This is a genomic window from Anabaena sp. PCC 7938 (assembly GCF_049315035.1).
Taxonomy (GTDB): domain Bacteria; phylum Cyanobacteriota; class Cyanobacteriia; order Cyanobacteriales; family Nostocaceae; genus Anabaena; species Anabaena cylindrica.
The window spans coordinates 1,112,450-1,135,357 of the sequence record NZ_CP186034.1; the positions used below are offsets into that span (position 1 = coordinate 1,112,450).

Sequence of the window (22,908 nt, forward strand, 5' to 3'; positions counted from 1 at the left end):
GAATAAACAAGGCTTTTAAAGATGTTTAATTAGGGCTGACCCAACTGCTACATTGGTAAGGTGCATCAGATGCGATAAATCTGTTTATTTACTAGATTTATGTAGTCTGACGCACCCTACGACTTTTTTTCCTGCTAGAAAGCCCCCTGCCTGATCCCAAAGACAATTTTTGTTGCGACACGTAACTTTAGCCCTATTAATATTTAGAAATGTTTTAATACCAGCTTTATATAAAGTTGCATAGAACTAAAATATCAAGAATAATTGACCGCAAATAAATACATATAAAGACGGATAATTCAATTGATGTTATCATTTTGTGCAGCTTTATATAAAATTGAGATAACTATTTCTGGTTTCTCAGTACTGAAAGATGCTAAAAACTAAATGTAGTCCTTAAACCACCAATGACAATATCGTTGTTGTTCGCATCTTGATTTGGTGCTGTAATCCATGTGAGAGAGGGTGTGATGGAAATTCTGTCGGAAATCCGATGTACATAATATGCTTCAAGATGTAATGACGTATCATTTTTAAATTGTGCATATGGAACATCACTTTCTAAACCTGTGAGGGTAGGTTCCATACCTACAACTAAACCGCCATGATTGCCACTTTTAAACAAATCGGGAAAAGCAAGTTGAAATGAGTAATTCCAAATATCAGCGTCTCCCTTATCTAGTAGTCGAGCTTTGATCAGGTTAGCCCAACCACCTATTGCGACTTTAGGGCTAAGTGCAAAGTAACCACCTAAGAGATAACCATTGGTGGTGACTGCGGATGCGTCTGAAAATAAAACACCTGCATCATCAAAACGGTTTGCTAAAGCAGTACCAACAAAACCATTACCTCTAAAACCTTGACCGTTATTAAAGCCAAAGTTGCCAGGACTAAAGTAACCGTGTTGATAGGCAAATTGTAGGAACAATCGAGGATTGGGATTATAGTTGATCTCTCCGGCGGCTACATAGTCACCATTCAACAAACCTCCTAAATTTGAGTCGTTAGCGAAGTTGGCTAAGTAGCTCATTTTGAGTACTGTCGAATCAAATAATTTATAGCTCAGGGACATACCCGAACCGGCACCGATGAGATACATAGGGGGAGCGATCGCAAAGCTACCGACAGGGCCAAGTCCTCTGACATAGTAAGGAGCAAATTGAGTTAGAAAAACCGGACTAAAACGATAACGGTTGATAGCGATGATATCTACGTTTAATTTTTCGCCAACGGGAAATTGATAGCCCAAGGTGATGATGCGGAGATCACCGAAGAGATCGCCAGCAGAGGAAGCTTCACTAGCACCTTCTCTAGTTCCACCCACATTGTTACCATTGTTGGTGTTGATAATTTCTGGAAAAGTAGTATTTGTTGTAGCTAAACCTGTGACTAATAAATCTCGACCTGTAAAGCTAGTCAGTAAACCGAGAAAAGCTAAATATTGAGAGCTGGTTTGAGTCCTGTCATCTCCGGAGAAATAAGCATTGGTTTGAACTCGGATATCCCCTAATAATTTGGTAGTAGTGGAAAACTGATTTGTTTCTAGCTGGGTAGCGCGTGCTTCTAATGTGTCTACGCGATCGCGCAGGGATGTCAGTTCACCAGTAAATTCTGTTTGTAATCGCTGTAATGTAGACAGGTCTTCTTGTTTTACTAAATCAGTAGTAGCTGTGGTGATTAGTTCGTTAATCCTTTCTAAACAAGCATTTAAACCTGCGGCAAATTCATAACGAGTCATAGCACGATTACCCCGAAATGTCCCATTGGGATAACCTGCTATACAGCCATAGCGTTCAACTAGAGATTGTAAAGCTTGAAAAGCCCAGTCTGTGGGTTGGATATCAGAAAACTGAGCCACACTATTAATCTGAGCCATACTTTCATCGACAGTGCTGTCAATTTGCGCTGGATCAGAGTTGACAATAGAGGAACTATCCAGGAAATGATCAGCTGAATTTGATGGGGTAGTGGACTCTGATTCGGATAGAGATGAATGATCTGTTAATACTACCTGAGCAGATGCAATATTACCGATAAATGTGGAAGTTGCGATCGCCCCCACTATTACCATTGGACTAGCGAGTAATTTTATTAAAGCCAACATTTTCTTAATCTCACACCACGTACTCAAAACAACGAAGATATCAAAACTTTCTATCTCTTACAGATGATTGCAGATCAATGAGGCTTCGCGGTAGTGGAGCGAAGTCGAAACTCACGGCGAAGCCTGAATTCTGCTGTAATTGCCATACCTACCCAAATTGAGAAATCAGTTGGGGTGAGCCTCCTGTTCGCCCCAACTAAATTAAAAAAAGCTGTTAAACAAACTAGACATTGACTGAGATATTAACAGTCACAATCACGTCATTGTAATCGTTGTCACTTTCACCATTTGGTAAATCTTCAAAGCCGAAGACGTTATTACCGAGTAGACGAATATGATCCGCTTGACCGGGGTTAGCGCCTAAGAATGGGAAGTAAACTGCGGGAATGTTAGTAGAATTTCCTAACACTGCTTCTGGTGTGCCATTAGCAATAATAAATGGTGCAAAGATTGAGCCTTTGGTGAAGTTTCCTTGGTAGGTTGCTTCTCCTTGGTTGCTGACAGTAAGGCGTATATCTCGCAGGTATAAGTTAACAGCGGCTTGGAGATAACCGGCATCGCCTGGGGAAAAATCGGCCTGACCATCATTGTTAGTATCAATTTTACCCTCTGCATCTAAGATGGGATAAAAACCGACAAAGTTGTTAAATGCTGCTTCTCTGTAGATACTAAACTCAGCCGTGACATCGGTGGTAGCAGATGTAAAATCAAGGACTTCTCCTGCCGAGCTACCTTGCAAAGTTGTACCCTGAAATGAACTTTCATTGGTGGCGTTGATTTTGACTTTATAGTTACTGTTACCAGATTTATCGTTCCACTTTAAGGAAAATTCGTCGCCAGTTAAAGCTTCAATATCTTGGTATGTTTCGGAAAACAGTACTTCTGATTTAGAGGTAAATCCAGATGATACAGCGTCTAAAGTGCTGTTGTTAATCAAGAAGAATCTCACTCTCTGTCCAGAGTTAAATTCTAATAGGCTGGACACATCAGTTTGATTAAAGCCTTGAGGGGAATTGGAAATAGCTGAGAACAGGACTTTAGCTCGTGCTAAAGCTGCTTCAGTGTAACCAGATTCCCCCGGAGCTATACCGTCAATATTGCCATCATCACCATCAACAGCAAATGCACCTATTTCATTGACGAAACTGGAACTGTATTCTGCAAGAGTGACTTTTAAATTGACTTTGCCACTACTATCACCACCTCTAAGTCTAAAAACATCATCTTCTGTTGTGCTTACCACTAAACGGGGATCAGTAGGATTCAGTCCAGAGAATCGGATTAAATTAGCACTGCTGGATGACAACTGATCCGATGCCCAAAAATCGAAAGGGTTGTTCGGTTCAATGTAGATATAATCTCCCTCAGCAACCTCCTGACGGTGAGAATTACCATTTTCTCCAAACTCAAACACTAATTGACCACTTAAAACCCCAAAGACTTCGTAATTGTCAGTAACATCACTATATTTTCCTTGCCCAGCAGAGACAGTAAATAAGTTTACTGCCATCGGAGTGGGATTAAAAGAACCATCATTTTGTCCAAACCGCATTAAGGAAAAAGGTTTTGTATAGGAAGTTCCTAAGAAGGGATCTAGGGGTGCAGAAACAATATCATCAAGAGTCGGGGAATTATCTCCTACTACTGCTGATCCAGCTGTTTCTCCAAGCACTAGACCCGTTGGACCTTCATCCGGAGGACTGAGTTGAAAAGCACCACTACCATCGGCTTTAACTCCATATAAAGTGTGGGAACCCACTCCTTCAATGGTCATAGGATAAGCATTAAAACCCAGATAATCAAGGACTTCGGGCTGGACTTCTACTTGCTTAAAAAAGTCATAAAATTGTGGGTCATTAGGAACTAATCCTTCTACCTGTGTCAGGGTTACTCCGGTTGGAACCAGATTATTAGTGCCATTAGCGGCCAAAATAGGGTGAGGCTCAGGGGAGGTATCATATAATCCTGCGGGGGCACCAACTCTAGCAAATCCTTCCCCAATTCCTGAAGGTGTTAATAATGCAATAATTCTAGCTGGAATTTTGCCCGTATTTGACCAGGTATGAATTTTCCCAGTTGCTAAACCGACAAATGATCCCGTAGTCAATTTGATGCCATTGACTTCAATCTCATCGTCTTTTTGTATGCTAAAGGGATTGTTAGGATCGGCAGTGAAAACGCCATCAAGATCAGCATTTAGCTCAAATTCAACCTGATCATTATCTTCAACATTGGGGTTATCATCATTGTCTGGGTCTCCTCCCAAAACATAGAAGAATTCAACACCTTGGCGGTGAGAATGGAAAACTGTAGTTGCTTCGGGAGGAATTAAAAACTCAAAGACATCAAGCTTATTATTTGTTTGCTCTGCTGTGACAACATCAAAATATAAGCCTTGAGATGGTTGAAATGTGGCTGTGGTTTTCTCTTGGAATAAAACTTCTCCATTTTGACTAAACCCTGTGGCCAAAAAACTTGGAGTTTCTATCTGAAGACTATTGGGATTTAGTTTATCAGAGCCAGATTCTACATCAGCTAGGATAAAGGGATTGCGGAGAAAATCAGCATCAATAATGTCGTTTAAGATTTTTGCTTACATAAATATAAGGGGCATTCGTAGTCATACTGGTTGCATCTCCATTTGTTTTAAAAAAAGTTTCCATGAATTGGTCTACTATAGCGGTTCTTGGTTGAGTGAGATACAAGAAACCCACCCCCAACCCCCTCATCGCTTGCGGGGAGGGGGCTATGATGTATTTCATTCAAATGCATACCGCTATATTACAGGTAAACATACTGTAATCTTCTGTACTGACTTATTTTGCTGCTAGATATTGGTTGTACAGCCCCTCATTTTTTTGAATAAGAGGCTTGAATCACAATTCACAATCGCATCAATACGAGAAGACTGTTTCAAACTTTGCGTGTAAAATCTTTTCATGATCAAGCGATATTAGATATCATGTGTTTAGATGGAACCTTATAAAATTAAGCCAACATTTTTTGAAGTTTATGAGTATAATTCATTTAACTTTTGATTTTTTATGTAGCTTATATCGGTTCTCTTGAATATGATACAGCAATTGATGTAAAAATGTGTGTCATTTTTTTAACATTAAACTAATGTAACAATATGATTTACGGTAACAAGATGAAGTAATGCAGAGACCATCTCTGGATGAGTCTATGATGTTTTTGAACTGACTCTTTTTGCAAGAAGCAGCCCTAGTGATGAAGGATAAATTTTTTGTGAAAACAGTTCCTAAAACCTCTAAAATGGTGTTCGGTTAGTAGTTTTTAGTACCTAAATGGATGAAAAAAGGTTTGTGGCAACCGCCTAGATTACGCATTGGTGAGGAGCATGAAGAAAGACGTGCAACTTGGCTGGAACTTTTCTATGACTTAGTGTTTGTAGTTGCGATCGCTGAATTATCTCACAATTTGAGTAAGGATGTTTCTCTGGCCGGGTTTGTTGGCTTTGTTGCCCTATTTATACCAATTTGGTGGTGCTGGATAGGGGCTACTTTTTATGCCACTCTTTTTGATACTGATGATTTGGGCGATCGCTTGCTGACTCTGCTACAAATGTCGATTATCATCGCTTTGACGGTAAATTTGCATCATGGGCTGAGTACATCTTCTCACGGGTTTGCAATTTCATACATAGCTGCTCGCTGTATTCTCATTATTCAATATCTGATTGCTGGACATCACGTACCAAAAGCCCGTCCCTTAACCAATTGGTATGTTAAAGGCTGTAGCATTGGTGCTGTATTTTGGTTGGTTTCGCTGTTATTGCCAATTCCCTGGCGTTTTGGATTCTGGACATTAGGTTTGATTGTCGAATTTCTGACTCCGTTAGGTACAGGTCAATTAGCAGTTCAAATCCCACCAAATATGTCTCATGTTCCCGAACGAATGGGACTATTTACAATCATTGTTTTAGGTGAATCAGTCGCCGCAGTAGTCAGAGGAGTAGCAGAAAAGCAATGGGATACCTCATCAGTATTAACTGCTATTTCCGGTGTGAGCATAGCTTTTAGCTTCTGGTGGCTTTATTTTGATAGCGTAGATACTTCACCATTAGAAACTATGAAGGTCGGTAAAATCAAAATCTTTCTGACTTGGCTTTATTCTCACCTGCTCTTGGCTATAAGTTTAGCGGCAATTGGGGTAGGAGTTGAGCATATAATTGACAAAAGTGGAGTTAATATCCTACCAGGAAATGAACGTTGGCTTTTTTGTGGTGGGGTAGCGCTCTGCTTAATGGTATTGTCGATCATTAATTTCACAACTTGTATTTTGGACAAAATGCAAAAAGGGAGAATTTTGAGTGCTTATCGTCTGGGAGCAGGAAGTTTTGTTTTATTCTTAGCAGTCGCGGGGAGTAAATTGTCTCCTGTGGTTTTAATTGCCCTTGTTGCTTGCAGTTGTATGGTGACAGTGGCGCTGGATTTACTAACCAAAAGTCAGTTTTCTGTCAGTTCTTAAATACAACATAATTTCGATTCAGAAGTGAATGCCTGCTGCGAAATTTAGTTGGTTAATAGGGAGATCCTACTCTCCAAACCTCACTTTTAATTCTTGACTATGTAAGGATGAAAATTCAAAAATCTGTCCGCACTTCACAAACCCGCAAAATCCATCTTTTTTGGCATCAGGAAGCAATCCCGGTTGATAACCATAGAGCCACATTTTATTTTTAATTTTTTCTGGCAATTGTGCTAATTGCTCATAATTCGCATGAACAGGAGTCTGATAAAGTGAGGTTTCACAATCATGAAAAATTATATCAGCCTGTTCATATATATCTCCATTTCTGTCAAAACATAATTGAGTATCTGTGGATAAAAATATTTTTACCCCTTCTAAGGTAAAAAATAACCCATAGCTGGGCATGAGATAAAAGCCATTATTAACATGAATAACTCTGACTAGATTAAACCTAATATTTTGCCACATAAAATAACCTTGTCGGTCTACTTTATGTTCTTCAAAAAATGTTTCTAGATTGGCGATATCTCCATCAAGAGATCTGAGTCCACCGGATAAAGTTCTATCCCACAGATTGCTGGATACGTCTTTGCTTAAATAAAGGTGTGGCTTTTTGCATCTGGGGTCAAATAAGCTACTAAAAGCTATATATTCAAGTCCTCCAACGTGATCAGAATGGAGATGACTAATATAAATATCGGTGATGTCAAGATATGAAAAACCAGCCGCATGGAGAGAGAACCTAATATCTGTTCCGCAATCAATTAAGAGTTTATGATTTTTTTCAGTAACTAAAAGAATATTAGACTGAAAGTTATTAGCACCGATTGTAAAAGCTGAACCTGAGCCTAAAAATATCAACCTTGTCATTTTGCCAGTATTTCAGTAATTGGATGTTGGATGTTATAACGTAGGAAAAGGAGTGATGATAAAATGTTGGTATATAGCTTTATTTTGCAACTGTATACCTAATCTATCTACTTGCAATCTACTATAAATTATGGAATATTCCGCGAATTTATTTGCTCAACTAGATTGTGAAATTTTGTGATAATCGCTGGGGGTTTGGCTGTAAAACGAATGCAAAAATTACCTATTTTTGCAGGTTTTTCTAAAACTTTGGCGTACATATCTTCGGTTTCTCCTGAGTTATTTGGTGTTAATAAATTAAGTTTTATATTACAAAGGCAAGATGGTAGAGATTGAATTTCTTTATTTGCTAAAGAAATTTCTGCTTCATGAATTGAAAGTCTGACTAAAAATCCTTGGTAAGATGAATTTCCAATATCTTTCCCATCTACCAATACGTATTTAATGGGAATAGGTTCAGGAAGAGTGCATAATTCTTCTTGATGTTCAGAGAGAAAAAGATTGTATTCGCCGACGATACCAGCTATTTTATAAACGTTAATTGGTTCTTTAACACCTTTTGGTGTTACCTGAGTTTGACTAGCGATGATGACTACTGACTCTACTTCGTGAAAAGTGGATTCAGAAATAATGATTTCGCCGCCGGTTGTATAGCCTTCAATACGGTAGGTTAAATTGACTTGACTACCGACGATACCGTATTTAGTGCGTTTTTCAGAACCAATATTTCCCACTACTACAACGCCTGTATTAATGCCGATGCCCATTTCTAGAGGTGGTAAGCCCCATTCTTTCATTTGGGCGTTAACTTTGACCATTGCCAACTGCATGGCGACACCGCAGGCTACAGCCCTGTTAGCGTCGTCTTCTCTAGCTGTGGGAGCGCCAAAGAGTACTAAAATACCATCACCCATGAATTCATCAATGGTTCCCTGATATTTGGTGATTTCATCTGCCATACATTCCAGATAGAAGTTGAGGATTTTAACTACTTCTTCTGGTTGTAAGCGTTCGGATGTGGCAGTGAATCCTCTTAAATCGGATGTGAAGATGGTAATTTTTCGTCGTTCACCACCGAGTTTCAATCCTTCTGGACTTTCTAATAAATTGGCTACGACTTCATCTGTGAGGTAACGCCCAAATACTTTGCGGATGTCTCCAGCGGTGCGAGCGACGTAAGCTGTGATGGCAATTACAGATCCTGTTAATGCTAAGAATGCGGGGACGACAGGAAGCCACAAGCCGGAAAGAAATGCTAGATATGTACTACCTAGCAAAGCCCCTCCTGCTACAACAACGCTGATTATCCTCTGTAATGTGAATAGGTTTTGTAATCGCAATTTCCAGGTTAGGGTAGCGCCAACTCCACTCCAGAGTAAAATCCATAGCCATTCTACTGGTTCTGACCAAGTTCTAAATAGCGATCGCTCTTCGATGGCTGCACTGATGATTTGACTGGTGAGATTGGCATGAATTTCTACTCCACTCATTGGTTTTGGCAGGCTGAGAAGTCCGCTGCTGTGGGGGCTAAAAAATGAATCTCGAAAACTCTCCCCGATGTAACCAATGAAAATAATGCGATCGCGCCCCCAATTTGCTGGTAATTTGTCTTTTAGAATATCCGTCATGGAAACGGTTTCAAAGAAATCGCTTTTTCCTCGATAGTTGATTAATATCTGATAACCACGAGCATCAGCACGTATATAGCCACCATCATAACTTTCAAAAGGAATAAATTTGGTTTTCCCTAGTCGGAAATCTTTGCTGGCGGTGATTCCTTCCTTTGCTAAATAATGCAAAGCTAAATGCAAGCTGAAACTGTAGACTGTTTCCCCAGTTTCGGTATTCACATACATTAAGCCGCGTCGTACTTTGTTATCGGCATCAATAATCAGGTCATTTGCACCTACTTGACCCAAGGATTTGAGTACTGGGGGTGGGTCTACTGTTTCGTTTTTCCTGTTTCCAACTACTTTTTGAATACCTACCAGATTAGGTGTAGATCTAAATACCTGTTCTAATTCTGAAGTCCCAGGTGGTAAAGGTAAATTTCGGTAAACATCAAGCCCAATCGCCCTTGGTTGTCTGGTTTTGAGTTTGTTGAGTAATTGGGCTAAAATGCGATCAGAAATGGTTGCTTGTTTGAGATTATCCAAGTCTGTTTCATCAATACCAACTATGACAATGCGCTGATCCTGGGCTTCTTGAGGTCGCCAACGCATATATTGGTCAAAAACTCCCCACTCCCAGGACTGTAATAACCCTGCAAAGCGGATCAGAATAATAAACATGGCGATTACAGGGGTAGTAATCCACAAACCGCGTCCTTGCCATAGAAGATGTTTAAGTTTGTCCAGATCCATCTTTACTAAGGTTCCGGGTTTTGTTGACAACATTTAAGGAGAGGTTCTTCGGCTATAACCTCTAGACCTACTGATTTTAAAAGTTCTTGCCATTCATCTGGCGTTTGAGTGCGTAATTGAGCAATATTGTTTAAGGTTTCTGGCCACAAATCATTTTTGGCATAAATCTCTGCCTGTATTAAAGGTGTTGCTTGCTGGAGGTCTTTATTCAATGATGAACTGATAGTTGTTTGTTCGATATCCCCTTCGGTATATTCATCTCCACTTCTGTCTTCAGAATTGCAAATGAGGGTGAAGTACCATTTATATTTTTTGCCTGTTTTGATGCCTGCTGTGGAGGGAATGTTGAGTTGGACTATTCCAGAAGTACTGGGTAGTTTAAAATTTGTCTGATAAATATCATTATCTTCTTCTGACCTCAGTACAAATTCACCAGTAGTTGCGGTAGTTTTAGGAACATAAAAATATAGTGTGGGATTATTTAAGCTTGTTTTGATCTGATTATCTCGTCTAGGTGTTAAGGCCGTGAGAGTGGGTTTTCCTTTTTCAAGATGGATACAGGAAAATCCTCTTCTTCCTCCGCCAATTGTTGATTCTGGCTTGCCTCTGGAATCTCCTGATGGAAATTCTAGACTGATTTTGATTGGTGATGGTTGTGCCAGCAACTGTGAAGGAAAGATATGTGCAGTTAACAAGGCTGAAGAAATTCCGATTGCAAGTTTTCTTAGATACTGAATATATTTCTGTCGATTCATGATATTAAAGTTAAGTTTATTACTTTTCTAAGGTAGTGTACTGTATTTGATTAATACATGGTTTTAGGAAAACGTTACAATTAAAGTAAGAATTCAGGAGTCAGGATTCAGGGGTAAAACTGTAATCAGATTAATGATGTTTTGGTAGTATGTGGTGTTTCCTTGTTGGTAAAAGAAATTAGCAGATTTTTGGAAATCGTCAATAGCTGCTTGATTATTTCCTAAGTGTAGATGGATATTTGCCCGCAGGAAGTAAGCTGTTGCATAATTAGGTTGGAGTTGTAAGGCTCGATTATAGTCTTCAATAGCTCCTTGATAGTTTCCTAACAAGCGATGAAAATTAGCGCGATCGCAATATCCTTCTACTAAAGTGGGATTTAGTTGTAGTAATCTAGTGCTATCGGCAATTGCGCTTTGGTAATCTCCCAGGTGGTGGAGTGCATTAGCCCGCAAGCCGTAAACTATGGGCAATGTGGGATTAACTTGCAGTGCTTGGTTATAGTCTTGAATGGCGTTTTCATAGTCTTCTAGGTTGCTATAGACTAAACCGCGTTGATGGTACGCTTGGTCATCACCTGGATTGAGTTGGATAGCTTGATTGAAATCAGCGATCGCACTTTGATAGTCTTGGAGGTGAGACATAATCAAACCTCGGTTATAGTAAGCTTCGCCAAACTGGGGATTAATTGCTAATGCCTGATTATAATCTGCGATTGCACCTTGATAGTCTTTGAGAGCATAGCGGCTATTACCTCGGTTATGATAAGCTGCGGACAAGTTAGGATTTAGCTGTATGGCTTGATTGTAATCAGCAATTGCTTCTGTGTATTGACCGAGAATATAAAAAATATTACCCCGATTACTATAAGCGGCCACAAAATCAGGATAGTAATCTAAAGCTTGCTTGATATCTACGATAGCAGCTTGATTATCTCCCCGCTGAAAACGAGCTAAACCCCGGTTATGGTAAGCTTTCGCAATATCAAAATTGAGATTTTCTAACCCAGTACTATTATGTCTTGCTTGTTGATAATCTGCGATCGCTAAATCAAACTCTTCTAACCCCAAATAGGCATGACCCCGATAATGGTAAACTATCTCCAGGTGGGGATTTAGCTGTATTGCTTGGTTAAAGAATGTAATTGCACCTCGATAATCCCCGGATAAATTTTTCTTTACTCCCTCTGTTATCAACTCTTCAACATTCATATATTTTTTTTGTTATTTATTTTTTTTTTACGATTTATAGACATTATAATCTCTAACTAATTCCTCCTTAAAAATCAAGATTTAAACGTAAATCCAATCCCTCTCCTCGCTTGCGGGGAGGGGTTAGGGGTGGGGTTCCTTGGAATTGATTGGTAATTGAACAAGTTTGATATATGGCAATTCCCAAGCGCATGAAGTACACCCCACCCGCGCTGACGCGCACCTTCCCCTTACCAAGGGGAGGGGTAATTTTGTATCTAACTAGAGTGGGAAAGGCTATAACGTCATTACAAAGCTTTCACATTAAAGGACGTAAAAGTATATTACATACAAGCTAGAAAAGCTATATTTGTAAAGCCAACGCTTTAGATTCTAAAACACAATCAACCCCTTTCACATGATTTAACATCAATTCATCTCGTTGTTGCCAAACTGCAAAAATTCTTTCCCTCCCATCATTCAGAGTTTCTAAATCAATTTTATAAACATCCTTTACCTGCTGCAACTTCAAACCCAACAAACCTAAAAGCTTACCAATTATTTTGATACCTGAAACCATTTTTTGATTACTTGATAAATCAATACCCAACGCCCTCTTAATATGTTTACTATTCTGAACAGCTACAGTCTTTAACCAAATAATATCAGCATCATTTTCATCAAAAACTCTTTCGGCCTCCAGAAACTGAAGCATACCTAAAGCACGCATTGCTTCAACTTTGAGAGTATAAGTCCTTAAATCTGGTAAAAAAACCTTTCCCTCACCCCAAAATAATTGTTGATGCCATTCTTGCTCATCTCTCACATGAAAATATTCACTTTCATGAGTCAAATAATAGTGCGTTAACAACTGTCCATAATACCCTTTATCATCCTGCAACTTCAACAAAGAAGTCACTTCAATTCCATATCTATGTCTAAGAATATATTTATTGATTTGGTGTCGTTCCTCATTACTAAGAGAATGTTTAGTTAATAGCTGCTCATATTCCACATAATCAATATCCCTCGCTGTAGCTACAGCATTTGCGGCTAATAATTGATTTTGCTGCTTAATTTCCTTAATTTTGCGTTTAATATCTTTAGCCTTTTGACGACTATTTGACCAATCTTTCTGCACCTTCACAATTTCTACAATTAATCTCTTCCGATTCTCCACATCACTAGAATCAGTTGCAAAGAAAGCTAAACGCAAATCCCGCAGAATATTATTTTGAACTGCATTACTCCGCATCATAATCTTATGTCCATCATCAATCAAACCTTCTTGCATAGATTGACGATAGAGACGAATAGATGCATTTACCCTTGCAGATAACTTAGCCCAAGTTCGTAAATGAATTGGGTCATAAACCAAAGGTAAATCTACATCAATTTTATGTAAAGGACTCAGCAAAGCTAAATTTTCTTTTTGATTTTCCTGATACCAATTAGATAGCAACCGATAATTTGTACTCCCACTACCAATTAAACCAATCCCACGTTTAGCACACCAGACAACACGGGGAACATCATCACGCACTCTGGCTAATGCTTGACGTGCTTCCGAGTCAGGAATCACCCCCTGAAAAATCCCATAAACACGGTCAAAATGTTGAACATCAATACTAATTCCTGTTCCTAGACTAGGAGTAACAAAAACAGTTCCATAATCAGTAATTTTTTTATTAATAGCACCAATAAAATCGACTGCTGCATGACCAGGTGTATTAGTCGTATGACTACTAACTACCAAAGTCTCAGGAAATTGCTTTCTTAATTTCTGTAATCGCTGTTTTAGATAACTTTCAATCGTTTCACAACTATAACGGCCAGTGCGGCTATCAGTCGTTACATAACATTTGCGTCCAGCAATTAAATCTAATTCCAATTGATGAATTAAGGGTGTAGGGTTCGGTGAATCATAAAAAGTCACATCCCAACCTTTCTGGGGTTTCCACTGATTAACAACTACCCAAGGTATGATTTTAGTTCCTGATAAAACTTGTAAATATTCTAGAGAAACATCTGATAAATCTGCATCTTGGGCAATTACTAACCCCCCAGTTGTGAGAACTGTAGAAATTAATTGTTGAAATATTCTAAGAATCTTAACCCGTTTTTGTTTACAAGTATTACTATTTAGCAAATGCCATAAAGATTGCTCAACCTCATCTAAAATTACTATTGCACCATGCCAATCATCTGGGTTAAGTTTCCAAATAGAATCAACGCATAAGCCAAAAGATTTATTTACTGGTAAAGGATAATTTATAATTGGTAATTTTGGTTCTTCTTCTAAATTCCATGCTTCATGACTAATTCCCCATTGAATCCCAATTTTTTCACATAAAAACCGCCCTAAAAGAATGCGGTGTGTAATTAATAAAACAGATTGATTACGATTTTTAGCTTGATTAACAACAGCTTGGAGTCCTGTCGTTTTACCAGTTCCTTTTGCTGATTTTATTCCCACCAAACCAGAAGTAGGAAAAGGTAGTTCTCCTAAATAAGGAAGGTTGACAGTAAGTGCAGCGGGAATGGTTAAGTCAGTGTGGGGTTTAGTTTGAGCAAGATAAACTTCTAAATCTACGCTTTGACGATAAATTTTTTCAAAATTAGTTGCACCTTTCGCAACAATAAATTCATCCACACCTTTTTCCCTACCTGGCAGTTCTACAACTTTTACAGGACAGTCTTGTTGTTGAAATAAACCGCCAAGTTGGGTAATAGCATTATTGACAGCCGCAATTTTTTTAGCTTGTGTTTCAAAATCAAAGCATATATAAAAACTGCGTTTTGTTGTTGCGAAAATTGCTAAGTCAGGTATTAATTGACGACGGGTAACTTTGCCAAATTCATCTTTAACAACTCGATAACCGCTAGTAATACCAGGAATAGCCATAGCTGCATAACCTTGTGTTAACAAAGCTGCTGCTTTTTTCACACCTTCACAAATAATTATAGATATATTACATTCCATTACCCATTGCCAAAAACCTTCCGCTTCACCATCAGCAGCAATGGTGATATTGTTGGGCATCGCTAAATTGTAACGTTGGGAAACTTGCTGCCAAATTTGCAAAGTTACCCGCAGACAAAACACCCGCGTTGGTGTACTGGGGGGATGTTCATATTTAATAGACTTACCATTTTGATTTTGTCGGGGTTGACTGGGTTTAAAACATCCCCATTCCATCATTTGCCAATTGTTCAGAGGATCTCGTCCAGAACACCACCAACCACCTTCTGTAATATGGTTGTAACGCTGTAACCAGCCGCTTTTTATCATGCCAGTATTGGTGCGGGGGAGTTGTTCTGAAATTAGTAAGTAATCATAAGCATTGACACCTTGAAGCGATTTAAAATTTAATCGCGCTAAGTGTAAATCTATACTACTGCTCTTGACTAATTCTTCAAGATGTTGGGGGTGTAAATAATGCAAATGCATGGTGAGAGGCACTAAGGGAAGACAACGAGACTAAAACCTTAACACGCATCTGCTGATTTTTTATATAAGATTTTGTGATTTTTGTATGATACTTTTATTACATAGTTATCAGAAATACCTCGGTTAATACAGAAAGTGCTTTTTTTCCCTGTTGTCTTGTGGAAGTAATAATTTTGTATTGTGATTTTTGTGTGTGATTAATTTTTATTTATCAGTAGATTTTTCGTAAGATAGTAAAAATATACTATTATCTTGTTCCCAGTCTCTGACTGGGAATACAATTATAGAGGCTCTGCCTCTGCTTTAATAGAAGGCAGAGCCTTCTAAAAGTCATTCCCATACAGAGTATAGGAACGAGAAAAAATGCACGGTTTTGAAGTTCTTACCCCAAAAAACTTGGCACTTTTTGAGGATAAAAAAGGCTAAAATCTTCTCCCTGTGATGCTTTTAGCTTTATTCAGCAAGCCCAAACAAAGACAAGCTCATGCTTGTGTGACTCACACTGAAGAATATGTCCAACTCCCTCTCCAAACTCATTAGGTATACTAGAGTCATCCTCAGTAGCTAGTTGAAAAACCTGACGCATAGGCTTCTGACAAATGGGGCAACCAGGATATTCCATTCTCTGCGCCCAACCTGGATAACCCCCTAGTTTATATCCAACTACAGCCGTGACAGAATCGAGGAAATCATACCGATCCTCAAAACCTAATCGTTCTACCACTTCATCTTCCAGTGTCTCATTTCCCACTTGATCCCAACCATAAATCAAGGCTACAAGGTCTTCCAACTCAGGATAATCTTCAACTTCTTGCCAACCTATAATAGTTGTAGCGGGAAAAAAATCTTCATATTCGTCATAAACTTGTGGCAAAGGTGGAATAGCTGCTTCTGAATTTGGTGAAATCATCCGAATCAGCACATTGGAGACAAGATCGGCGGCTCTACCATAGTACACTTGAGCATTGGTGACAATTCCTTGACAGCCAATAGATGTACACTGAAACATTTGTATTAATCCATTACCATATTCCCTTGTTACTGGTTCTGGCAATTCACTCAAGTTTAATTGAAGTAAAAGTTGCATAGATGATGATTGACCACAACAAGGGCAAGTCGGCCAAGATTCATTTTCAGCTAACCAAGGACGACCTCCGAATTTAGAGGATAGTAGAGAATCATCTCCTGACTTGACTAGAGGTTTCCAAGCTGGACGTATGAATTGAGATATATCTAAATCTTTATTTTCAGCAAGATTTCGTTTATTCTTTGATGTTTGCAAATATCCTTTTTTTAGTTTCTCATGAATTTTTTTAGATGCTGCTAACCGTGCTTTTTCTACAGTAGGATAAGTGCTAGTTAAAGACTGTCCTGCTGTGCCAATTCGACCATAGTTAATGACTACTTCTGTTTGCTTGACGACGACTTCATAAAACTTGTGAGATTTACTGTCAGACAATTCCAAATATACTTTCTGTGTTAATAGTGCTTCTGTTATGGGAGGAATTGGAGAAATTTCCTCTGTAGAGGAAACACAAGTAGGTTCATAGTTACGAAGAATTGCCAAGTATAAGTTCTCAGCTTCCGTTTGGTCATTCAAATCATCAGTTACACAATATTCTCGTTCCACGTTGGGAATGAATGTGATTTGATTGACTATACAACCCTCTAAGGAAATTAGACATTTTATGCCTGTATGAAATTTTAATAACTTCTGTTTGAATAAAACCATTTTTTTGTGCTACTCCATTAACATCAAAATCGAATCTGCACTACGTCCAAACTCTTCTGGTGCATATTGAAGTTGTGCTTCTGCACCTGGCCAAATGAATGTTCCAGGGGTAACAGAACGGACTAAATAATGTAAACTGTAAACTCCTGCTTCGAGATGATCTGCATAGGAAATAATTCTATCTTTATAGATGGTTTTATATTCTAATTGCCAATTATCGGCTTTTGCTTGTAATGCTGGTGTCGCAGTTTGAAAACTCTCGTCTACTGCTTCAAAACCTGCGGGTAATGGATCTTTAATGACTAGATGATCTACAGGATGATCTGTAATTATTTCTAAACCGATATCAAATACTTCTCCTGGTTTTAAAGTCAAGGGTTTATCAATAGCATACATTCCTGTTTTTTGAATAACTTTTTCTTCATTGACTTTGCTAATTTCTCTCGTTACTCGTAAACCGTTAAATCTTCCTGGTTGATTTCCTTGTAAGCGATAACTGTAAGCGACTAAATAATGTAATTTGCCTTTTCCAGATTTTTGCAAAAGTAAATCATGGCGACCACGAGGTAATGTATCCATTGCTAAATTTACTTGTAAGCTAGGATTTTGATAACCATTAAATCTGGTTTCTCCTAATTTTTTACCTGCTAATTTTACTGTAGTGACAAAGTTAGGTGGTGTTGATTGTAGCTGGCTATATTCTACTAAAGCGGTTAAGGCTTGGGCATTGTTATAAGTTGTTTGCCATGTTCCTTCTCTACGAAGATTCAGCAGACTTTGAAATAATTTATCAATGATTTCTACATTGGCTTTTTGGTCAATAAATAAGCGTAAAGCTTGGGCTTGTGTTGTAGTTTGTGAATTCATCCAACTCCAGCTAGGAGGTAAATTCACAACTGCACTACGTCCAGTTTCATAGATATTTTTTTGTAACTGAACTCGGATGATTTGGGCTTCGTCTTCCCATTCAGGAAATTGAAATAGATATCGCGCTAATTTGATTTGAGTGACAACATCAAAAGCATCACGTTGTTGATAAATATCTGACAAGAAACTATTGCGTTTGTCTCCTAATTGTGATAGAGCAATTAATGAGTTAAGTTGTAGTTGAGATTTACAAAGTTTTTGTTTACAAAACTCATATTGTCCAGGGTTAACGAGAACTTTCTGTAAATAAGTTTTTAATTGAGAGATGATTTTAGAATCGACTAACCCAGGGTAAGCTTGATTAGCTTTTGTCAGAGATTCCGCAGCATAAGCAGAAACCCAAGGATCAGATTTTTCTTGTCCGGGGAAAGCAGCAAAACCACCATCAGCAATTTGTAGTTTTTGCAGTTGTTCAATAGCTAGGTTGGCTTGTTTTTGGGGATTAAATTCTGCAAATATTTGATTATATTGTTGTGTAAGAGTTTGCAGATTTGCAGCAATTAATAACTGACTCGCTGCGGGTTCTGCAAATGGTAAATCATTATCACCTAAAACCTGTTTTGCAGGGGCTTTAATTTCGGGAATTAAGGTACTAGCTAATTGAATATCTAAACCTCCTGTTTCCGAGAGGGTATTTTTATCAATATTTAAAGGAATTTTTACCTGTTTTTCACTAACACCAGTTTCGACTACTTGTTCTGTAATTTCTAACGGTTTAATCTCCAAAGGAACTGAAAAAGCATCTGTGAGATTATTTAACTGTGTTCTAAATGTAACGTTCCCATCACCCACACTACCCGCAACCATTGGAAAACGATATGCTTGGGTTGCTGACTCAACTGGTGTTTGCAGGGTTTTGGTTTTAGGGTTATTTTCTGCAAATTGGAGAGAACCGCCAAGTTCGCCATTTATGCTGATGTTTCCAGTGTTTCCGGTGGTATTGGTGACGGATAAACCTCCAAAAATGCGATCGCCTGACCGGGCAAATTGTGGCAGAATAGCATTAGTTATTAATGGCTTTGTGGTGATCAATGTCGCCTCACCATTACCAAAACGCAGATTTCCGTCCGTAGCCACAACCATAACCCGCCATGTAGTTAAATCATCTGGTAATTTAAAAGTGATTTTCGCAGTACCATTAACATCAGTAATTACAGAACCATTGTAATAAGCTAAAGCTTGAAAATCTTGGCGAATGCGAGTATTTGCTAAAGCACTTGATAACCCACCACCATAACCCCAACCTTTAGGTTTATCTAAAGTTTGATTTTGTAAAACAACATCTGGACGATTATCACTAAACCGGGTAGAAATTGGTTGTTCTGCATAAACAGTATCTACCAAATTTGGTGGACGATAAGCACTAAGTTGTAAAACCGCTTCATTCACCACCATGACAGTAAATTGTCCTTGGGTAGCGTTTCCTTGATGATCTTTTAATTCCAGTTCTAAAGTTTCTTCATTTCCAGGTTCTAAAGAAGTTTGATTTGGCTTAACTGCTACTTTTAAATATTTATCTTCCAAGTTCACTTTAAAAGGTGCAAAACCAATTTTAGCTAAATTTTCTAAATTTTCCGGTTCCACCTGATTAAGTGGTTTACCTTGTCTGACTAACACCGCTTCTACAGCAGCATTAGGTAACATTTCTGGTGTAATTGTAAACTGAATTTGTGGCGCACTTCCTTTAATTTTAGTAACTTGCTGATAGAGAGGTTTATCTTTAATTACTGCAAAATATAATTCCCCTTCTGGGTAGGGAGATTGAATTAAAGCAGTAGCAGTTTCCCCAACTTTAAACTCTTGCTTATTTAATTTAACTTCCAATTTATCTTTTTCTCTTTCACCCCAGAACACAGGATTTACACCAGTCACCCAAATTTGTAAATCTGTAGCTGTTATTTCATCTCGACTGTCGCTAAAATTAGCCCGAATGCGGTATGAACCTGATTCTGTTGGTTGTAAATTTACTGCTTGTGGAATATTAGCAGATTTAATTTCTGTTTTGGAAACTGTTTTATATTCAACTTGATTTTTCGGAGTTCTACTACCTTCAACTACTTGAGTAACACTACTATATTTTATTTGTTGTAACTCCAAACTTAACCGTTCATTTTCTAATGGTTTTCCTGTCGCGTCAGTAACGATAAATTCTACCGGAAAAGCCTTACCAGCGTCAGCCACGAAATTACTTTTTAAACCAATCAGTCTGTTACTAGGTAAAGCTGTAAAAGTTTGGGAATTAGCAACTGATAAATTAGAAACATCAGCAATTTGAACATCTACCCGGTAAGTCGTTGGGTAAGGTAAATCTTTCTCCACAGTTATCGTTTGACTACTTTTACCATTAGCATCTAACTGAGTATTAGTTTGTAAAACATCACTGGAGAGAGTCGGACTTTCTTCTGGCCAAAACCACTGTCTCCCAAAACTAAATTCCTCCCAACTTTGGGGAATAAAATTAGTCTGCTGACGAGTAATAAAATATTTTGCTTCTCCCCCTTCTACAGGTGAACCAAACAAATAATTACTGGCTACCTTCGCTTCTATTTTTTCATTAATAAGGGCAAATTTTTTATTTAGCTGCAAATCAACTTTGAAATTAGGTGGTTTAAACTCCGCTACTTGAAATTCACCAGATATTTCTCGTCCATTTTTCCCCTTAGCTTCGATTTTATAATAACCTAGAGGTTTATTTTTTTCGAGAGGTAACTCTAGAGAAAACGTACCAAATTTATTTGTATTTTGTGTACCTAAATCTGATTTTTGTCCATTGGGACTTACCAAAGTTAATTTGTACTCAGCATTTTTATCTTGCTGAATTTTGCCTGTTTCTAAATAATCTGCAAAAGCAGTAAATGCAGCTTTTTCTCCAGGTTGATATAACTGTCTATCCGAAAAAATTACCCCTCGTGATGTCGGTTTACCATTTTCCCAACCAGCATCAATACCATAGCCATAACTACCACTATACTCCTGAGTTCTTGAAAAAGCCCAATCTTTATTTTCACGGGCAATTACTAATAATTTCGGTAATTTTTCCTCCTGAGAATAACAATTTTTTAATTCATCATTATCAACTTTAAAAGTTCCCTTATCATCAGTTTCACCTGTTGCACAAGGTACAGGTTGAGAACTAGATTTTTCATATAATTTTGATTGATAAATTTCAATATTTGCAGCTTTAACTGGTGAACCATTACTAAGATAATGAACCCGAATTAAACCCGACTCTGGAAACCATTGAGAAAATACACCTAAATTAGTTAATTGCACCATTCCATAAGTCGTTGCTTCTCTCCATAATTGCTTATTATTTTCTTGATATTTATTAGTTCGTGCTTGCACTCCATAAGCTAACATTCCCTGATTATCACCTAATCTTGCTTTCAGGGGAACAGTTACATTAACCGATTGATTTTTTCTACCTGAAACCTTGAAGCTTTCCCATTTTTCAGGTTTGGGTAATAAATCATTGGCATTATTCGTATAAACTAAATCTGTTGGTTTAATTACACGATAATTTGCTTGATATTTCGATTCTGGAAGATTTACGGTATTAATATTTAACTGTAAATCTTTATCTTTAGGGAAAATATGTAAATCGGAGGGAACCCAAATATCTCCAGCTAAATCACCAGAATCATATTTAATAGAAACAGGTTTACCTAAAGTTTGCCCAAATTTATCTTTGACATTTTTATTAATAGTAATTGTATAATTAGTATTTGGTTCTAAAGCATAAGGATTAACACTAACAATTCTATCTTCATCATAGATTTGCAAAACTCTATCAATGTCTTTAGGTGCTGGATTGATTTTGATATTCTCTTTTGCAGAATCTCCTAATAAAACATTATTAAATTCTAGCTGAGGACTACCTTTAACAAATCTACCATAGGTTCCTCCTGAGTCCGGTAGTCCGTAAGGTTTAATTCCCTGAAATGCTAATTGTGAATAAGTCGCTAACTTACTGACAAACTCTTTATCACTGGGAATATTTCCATAAGCTGGAAGAATACCAAGAGAAAATGTTAAAAGGTAAGATGTGGCTTTTTCTAAATTTCCCTGGGGAGTAATATCATAAACCCAATTTTTAGCTGAAGGGTCAAATTTTTCTAAAGGATCTAAATTTTCTGGTTTTTCTGCTTTAGCTAATTCTACCTTTAACCCTATCCCTTGAGTTTTACCGTTAGGAATTAATTGTAAATGCTTTTGAACAGAATCTAAATCTAGTTCTAGATTTGATGTAAATTGTAATTTAGGTTTTAACTCAATTGGTTCAATTTCTGCTTTTTCAATGGGGTTAACACCTGGTAAATTGGTGAGTTTAATTGATTCAGTATTGAAAGTCCAGGCTAAATCTTGATTTAAACGATGATTTTTTAAATCTGCTAAACCTGCTTTGAGAGTAACTTTTACTCTTATAGCCTTGGGTAATGCTTTATCAGCTTGAAACCCTACCATGCGCGGTGTTAAAAAGCGAAACTTCCCCGGTAAAGGAGGCCAAATGGCAAATTTAGTTAATAAATTTTCTTGTTCTGGACTATCAAGACTCTCAACGGGAATTAAAGCATCTTTGAAACGAATACGGATTTGACTAAGAGTATTTGCATCTCCTAAAGGACTAATTTGTTCTATCCAATCGGGTAATTTTGGCGGTGTAAGTGACGCAACCGTTGGTAGTTTCTCCTGACCTGGTGTGATACCCACAAAATTACAGCCAGCTATACCTAATATAAAGGTAATGATAAATAAAAACTGTAGTAAATTTCTGATCATATTTTTGAAAAACTTGAAAAACTTTAAATTTGTAGGTTGGGTTGACGTAAGGAAACCCAACATTTTGGAAATAGTTGTAAATAAATTTTGTTGGGTTGCGCTATCGCTTAACCCAACCTACGATTTCCTTAATACTAAGCATATTGAAATATAAATGGTGGACAATGCCCGCGCTACTTATATAGATAACTAGTCCAGTGTTATTAGTTCCCAAAATTAATACAATTCTTAACGATTAAGAAATA

Annotated in this window: 10 protein-coding genes; 1 reads left to right on the plus strand and 9 read right to left on the minus strand. The window is 37.8% G+C overall.

The window, feature by feature from the left end:
* Positions 1 to 376 precede the first annotated feature (376 nt).
* Entirely contained in the window at positions 377 to 2,104 is a 1,728-nt protein-coding gene (locus ACOWPH_RS05460) for an iron uptake porin (RefSeq protein WP_015214411.1), read from the minus strand.
* Between the two features lie 223 nt (positions 2,105 to 2,327).
* On the minus strand, positions 2,328 to 4,574 hold the full coding sequence (locus ACOWPH_RS05465; RefSeq protein WP_422665693.1) for a DUF4114 domain-containing protein: 2,247 nt from the start codon (positions 4,572 to 4,574) through the stop codon (positions 2,328 to 2,330).
* A gap of 842 nt (positions 4,575 to 5,416) precedes the next feature.
* On the opposite strand from ACOWPH_RS05465, the gene ACOWPH_RS05470 reads away from it, so the two are divergent.
* Entirely contained in the window at positions 5,417 to 6,595 is a 1,179-nt protein-coding gene (locus ACOWPH_RS05470; protein ID WP_015214413.1) for a low temperature requirement protein A, read from the plus strand.
* A 66-nt stretch (positions 6,596 to 6,661) separates the two neighbouring features.
* Here ACOWPH_RS05470 and ACOWPH_RS05475 read toward each other — a convergent pair whose 3' ends face one another.
* From ACOWPH_RS05475 to ACOWPH_RS05505, 7 genes are all read right to left on the minus strand, one after another.
* Positions 6,662 to 7,468, minus strand: a complete 807-nt coding sequence (locus ACOWPH_RS05475) for an MBL fold metallo-hydrolase (protein ID WP_015214414.1) — start codon at positions 7,466 to 7,468, stop codon at positions 6,662 to 6,664.
* 128 nt (positions 7,469 to 7,596) lie between these two features.
* Positions 7,597 to 9,831 carry a CHASE2 domain-containing protein gene (locus tag ACOWPH_RS05480; RefSeq protein WP_042464899.1) on the minus strand — a complete coding sequence of 745 codons (2,235 nt, stop codon included), beginning with the start codon at positions 9,829 to 9,831 and terminating at the stop codon, positions 7,597 to 7,599.
* Positions 9,832 to 9,836: 5 nt separating this feature from the next.
* Positions 9,837 to 10,586, minus strand: coding sequence for a DUF928 domain-containing protein (locus ACOWPH_RS05485; protein WP_015214416.1), 750 nt, complete (start codon positions 10,584 to 10,586; stop codon positions 9,837 to 9,839).
* A gap of 93 nt (positions 10,587 to 10,679) precedes the next feature.
* On the minus strand, positions 10,680 to 11,795 hold the full coding sequence (locus tag ACOWPH_RS05490) for a tetratricopeptide repeat protein (RefSeq protein ID WP_015214417.1): 1,116 nt from the start codon (positions 11,793 to 11,795) through the stop codon (positions 10,680 to 10,682).
* Between the two features lie 343 nt (positions 11,796 to 12,138).
* Positions 12,139 to 15,225 carry a plasmid replication protein, CyRepA1 family gene (locus ACOWPH_RS05495; protein ID WP_015214418.1) on the minus strand — a complete coding sequence of 1,029 codons (3,087 nt, stop codon included), beginning with the start codon at positions 15,223 to 15,225 and terminating at the stop codon, positions 12,139 to 12,141.
* 457 nt (positions 15,226 to 15,682) lie between these two features.
* The gene (locus ACOWPH_RS05500) at positions 15,683 to 16,957 is read right to left on the minus strand and encodes a WGR domain-containing protein (protein WP_015214419.1); all 1,275 of its coding nucleotides are present in this window, start codon (positions 16,955 to 16,957) and stop codon (positions 15,683 to 15,685) included.
* A 9-nt stretch (positions 16,958 to 16,966) separates the two neighbouring features.
* Positions 16,967 to 22,663, minus strand: a complete 5,697-nt coding sequence (locus ACOWPH_RS05505) for an alpha-2-macroglobulin family protein (protein ID WP_015214420.1) — start codon at positions 22,661 to 22,663, stop codon at positions 16,967 to 16,969.
* Positions 22,664 to 22,908: the final 245 nt, after the last annotated feature.

Excerpts from the sequence above, each read along its gene's own strand:
- ACOWPH_RS05470 (WP_015214413.1), top strand. The coding sequence starts at position 5,417 with ATGAAAAAAGGTTTGTGGCAACCGCCTAGATTACGCATTGGTGAGGAG.
- ACOWPH_RS05505 (WP_015214420.1), bottom strand. The coding sequence starts at position 22,663 with ATGATCAGAAATTTACTACAGTTTTTATTTATCATTACCTTTATATTA.
- ACOWPH_RS05475 (WP_015214414.1), bottom strand. The coding sequence starts at position 7,468 with ATGACAAGGTTGATATTTTTAGGCTCAGGTTCAGCTTTTACAATCGGT.
- ACOWPH_RS05480 (WP_042464899.1), bottom strand. The coding sequence starts at position 9,831 with ATGGATCTGGACAAACTTAAACATCTTCTATGGCAAGGACGCGGTTTG.
- ACOWPH_RS05460 (WP_015214411.1), bottom strand. The coding sequence starts at position 2,104 with ATGTTGGCTTTAATAAAATTACTCGCTAGTCCAATGGTAATAGTGGGG.
- ACOWPH_RS05500 (WP_015214419.1), bottom strand. The coding sequence starts at position 16,957 with ATGGTTTTATTCAAACAGAAGTTATTAAAATTTCATACAGGCATAAAA.
- ACOWPH_RS05495 (WP_015214418.1), bottom strand. The coding sequence starts at position 15,225 with ATGCATTTGCATTATTTACACCCCCAACATCTTGAAGAATTAGTCAAG.
- ACOWPH_RS05485 (WP_015214416.1), bottom strand. The coding sequence starts at position 10,586 with ATGAATCGACAGAAATATATTCAGTATCTAAGAAAACTTGCAATCGGA.
- ACOWPH_RS05490 (WP_015214417.1), bottom strand. The coding sequence starts at position 11,795 with ATGAATGTTGAAGAGTTGATAACAGAGGGAGTAAAGAAAAATTTATCC.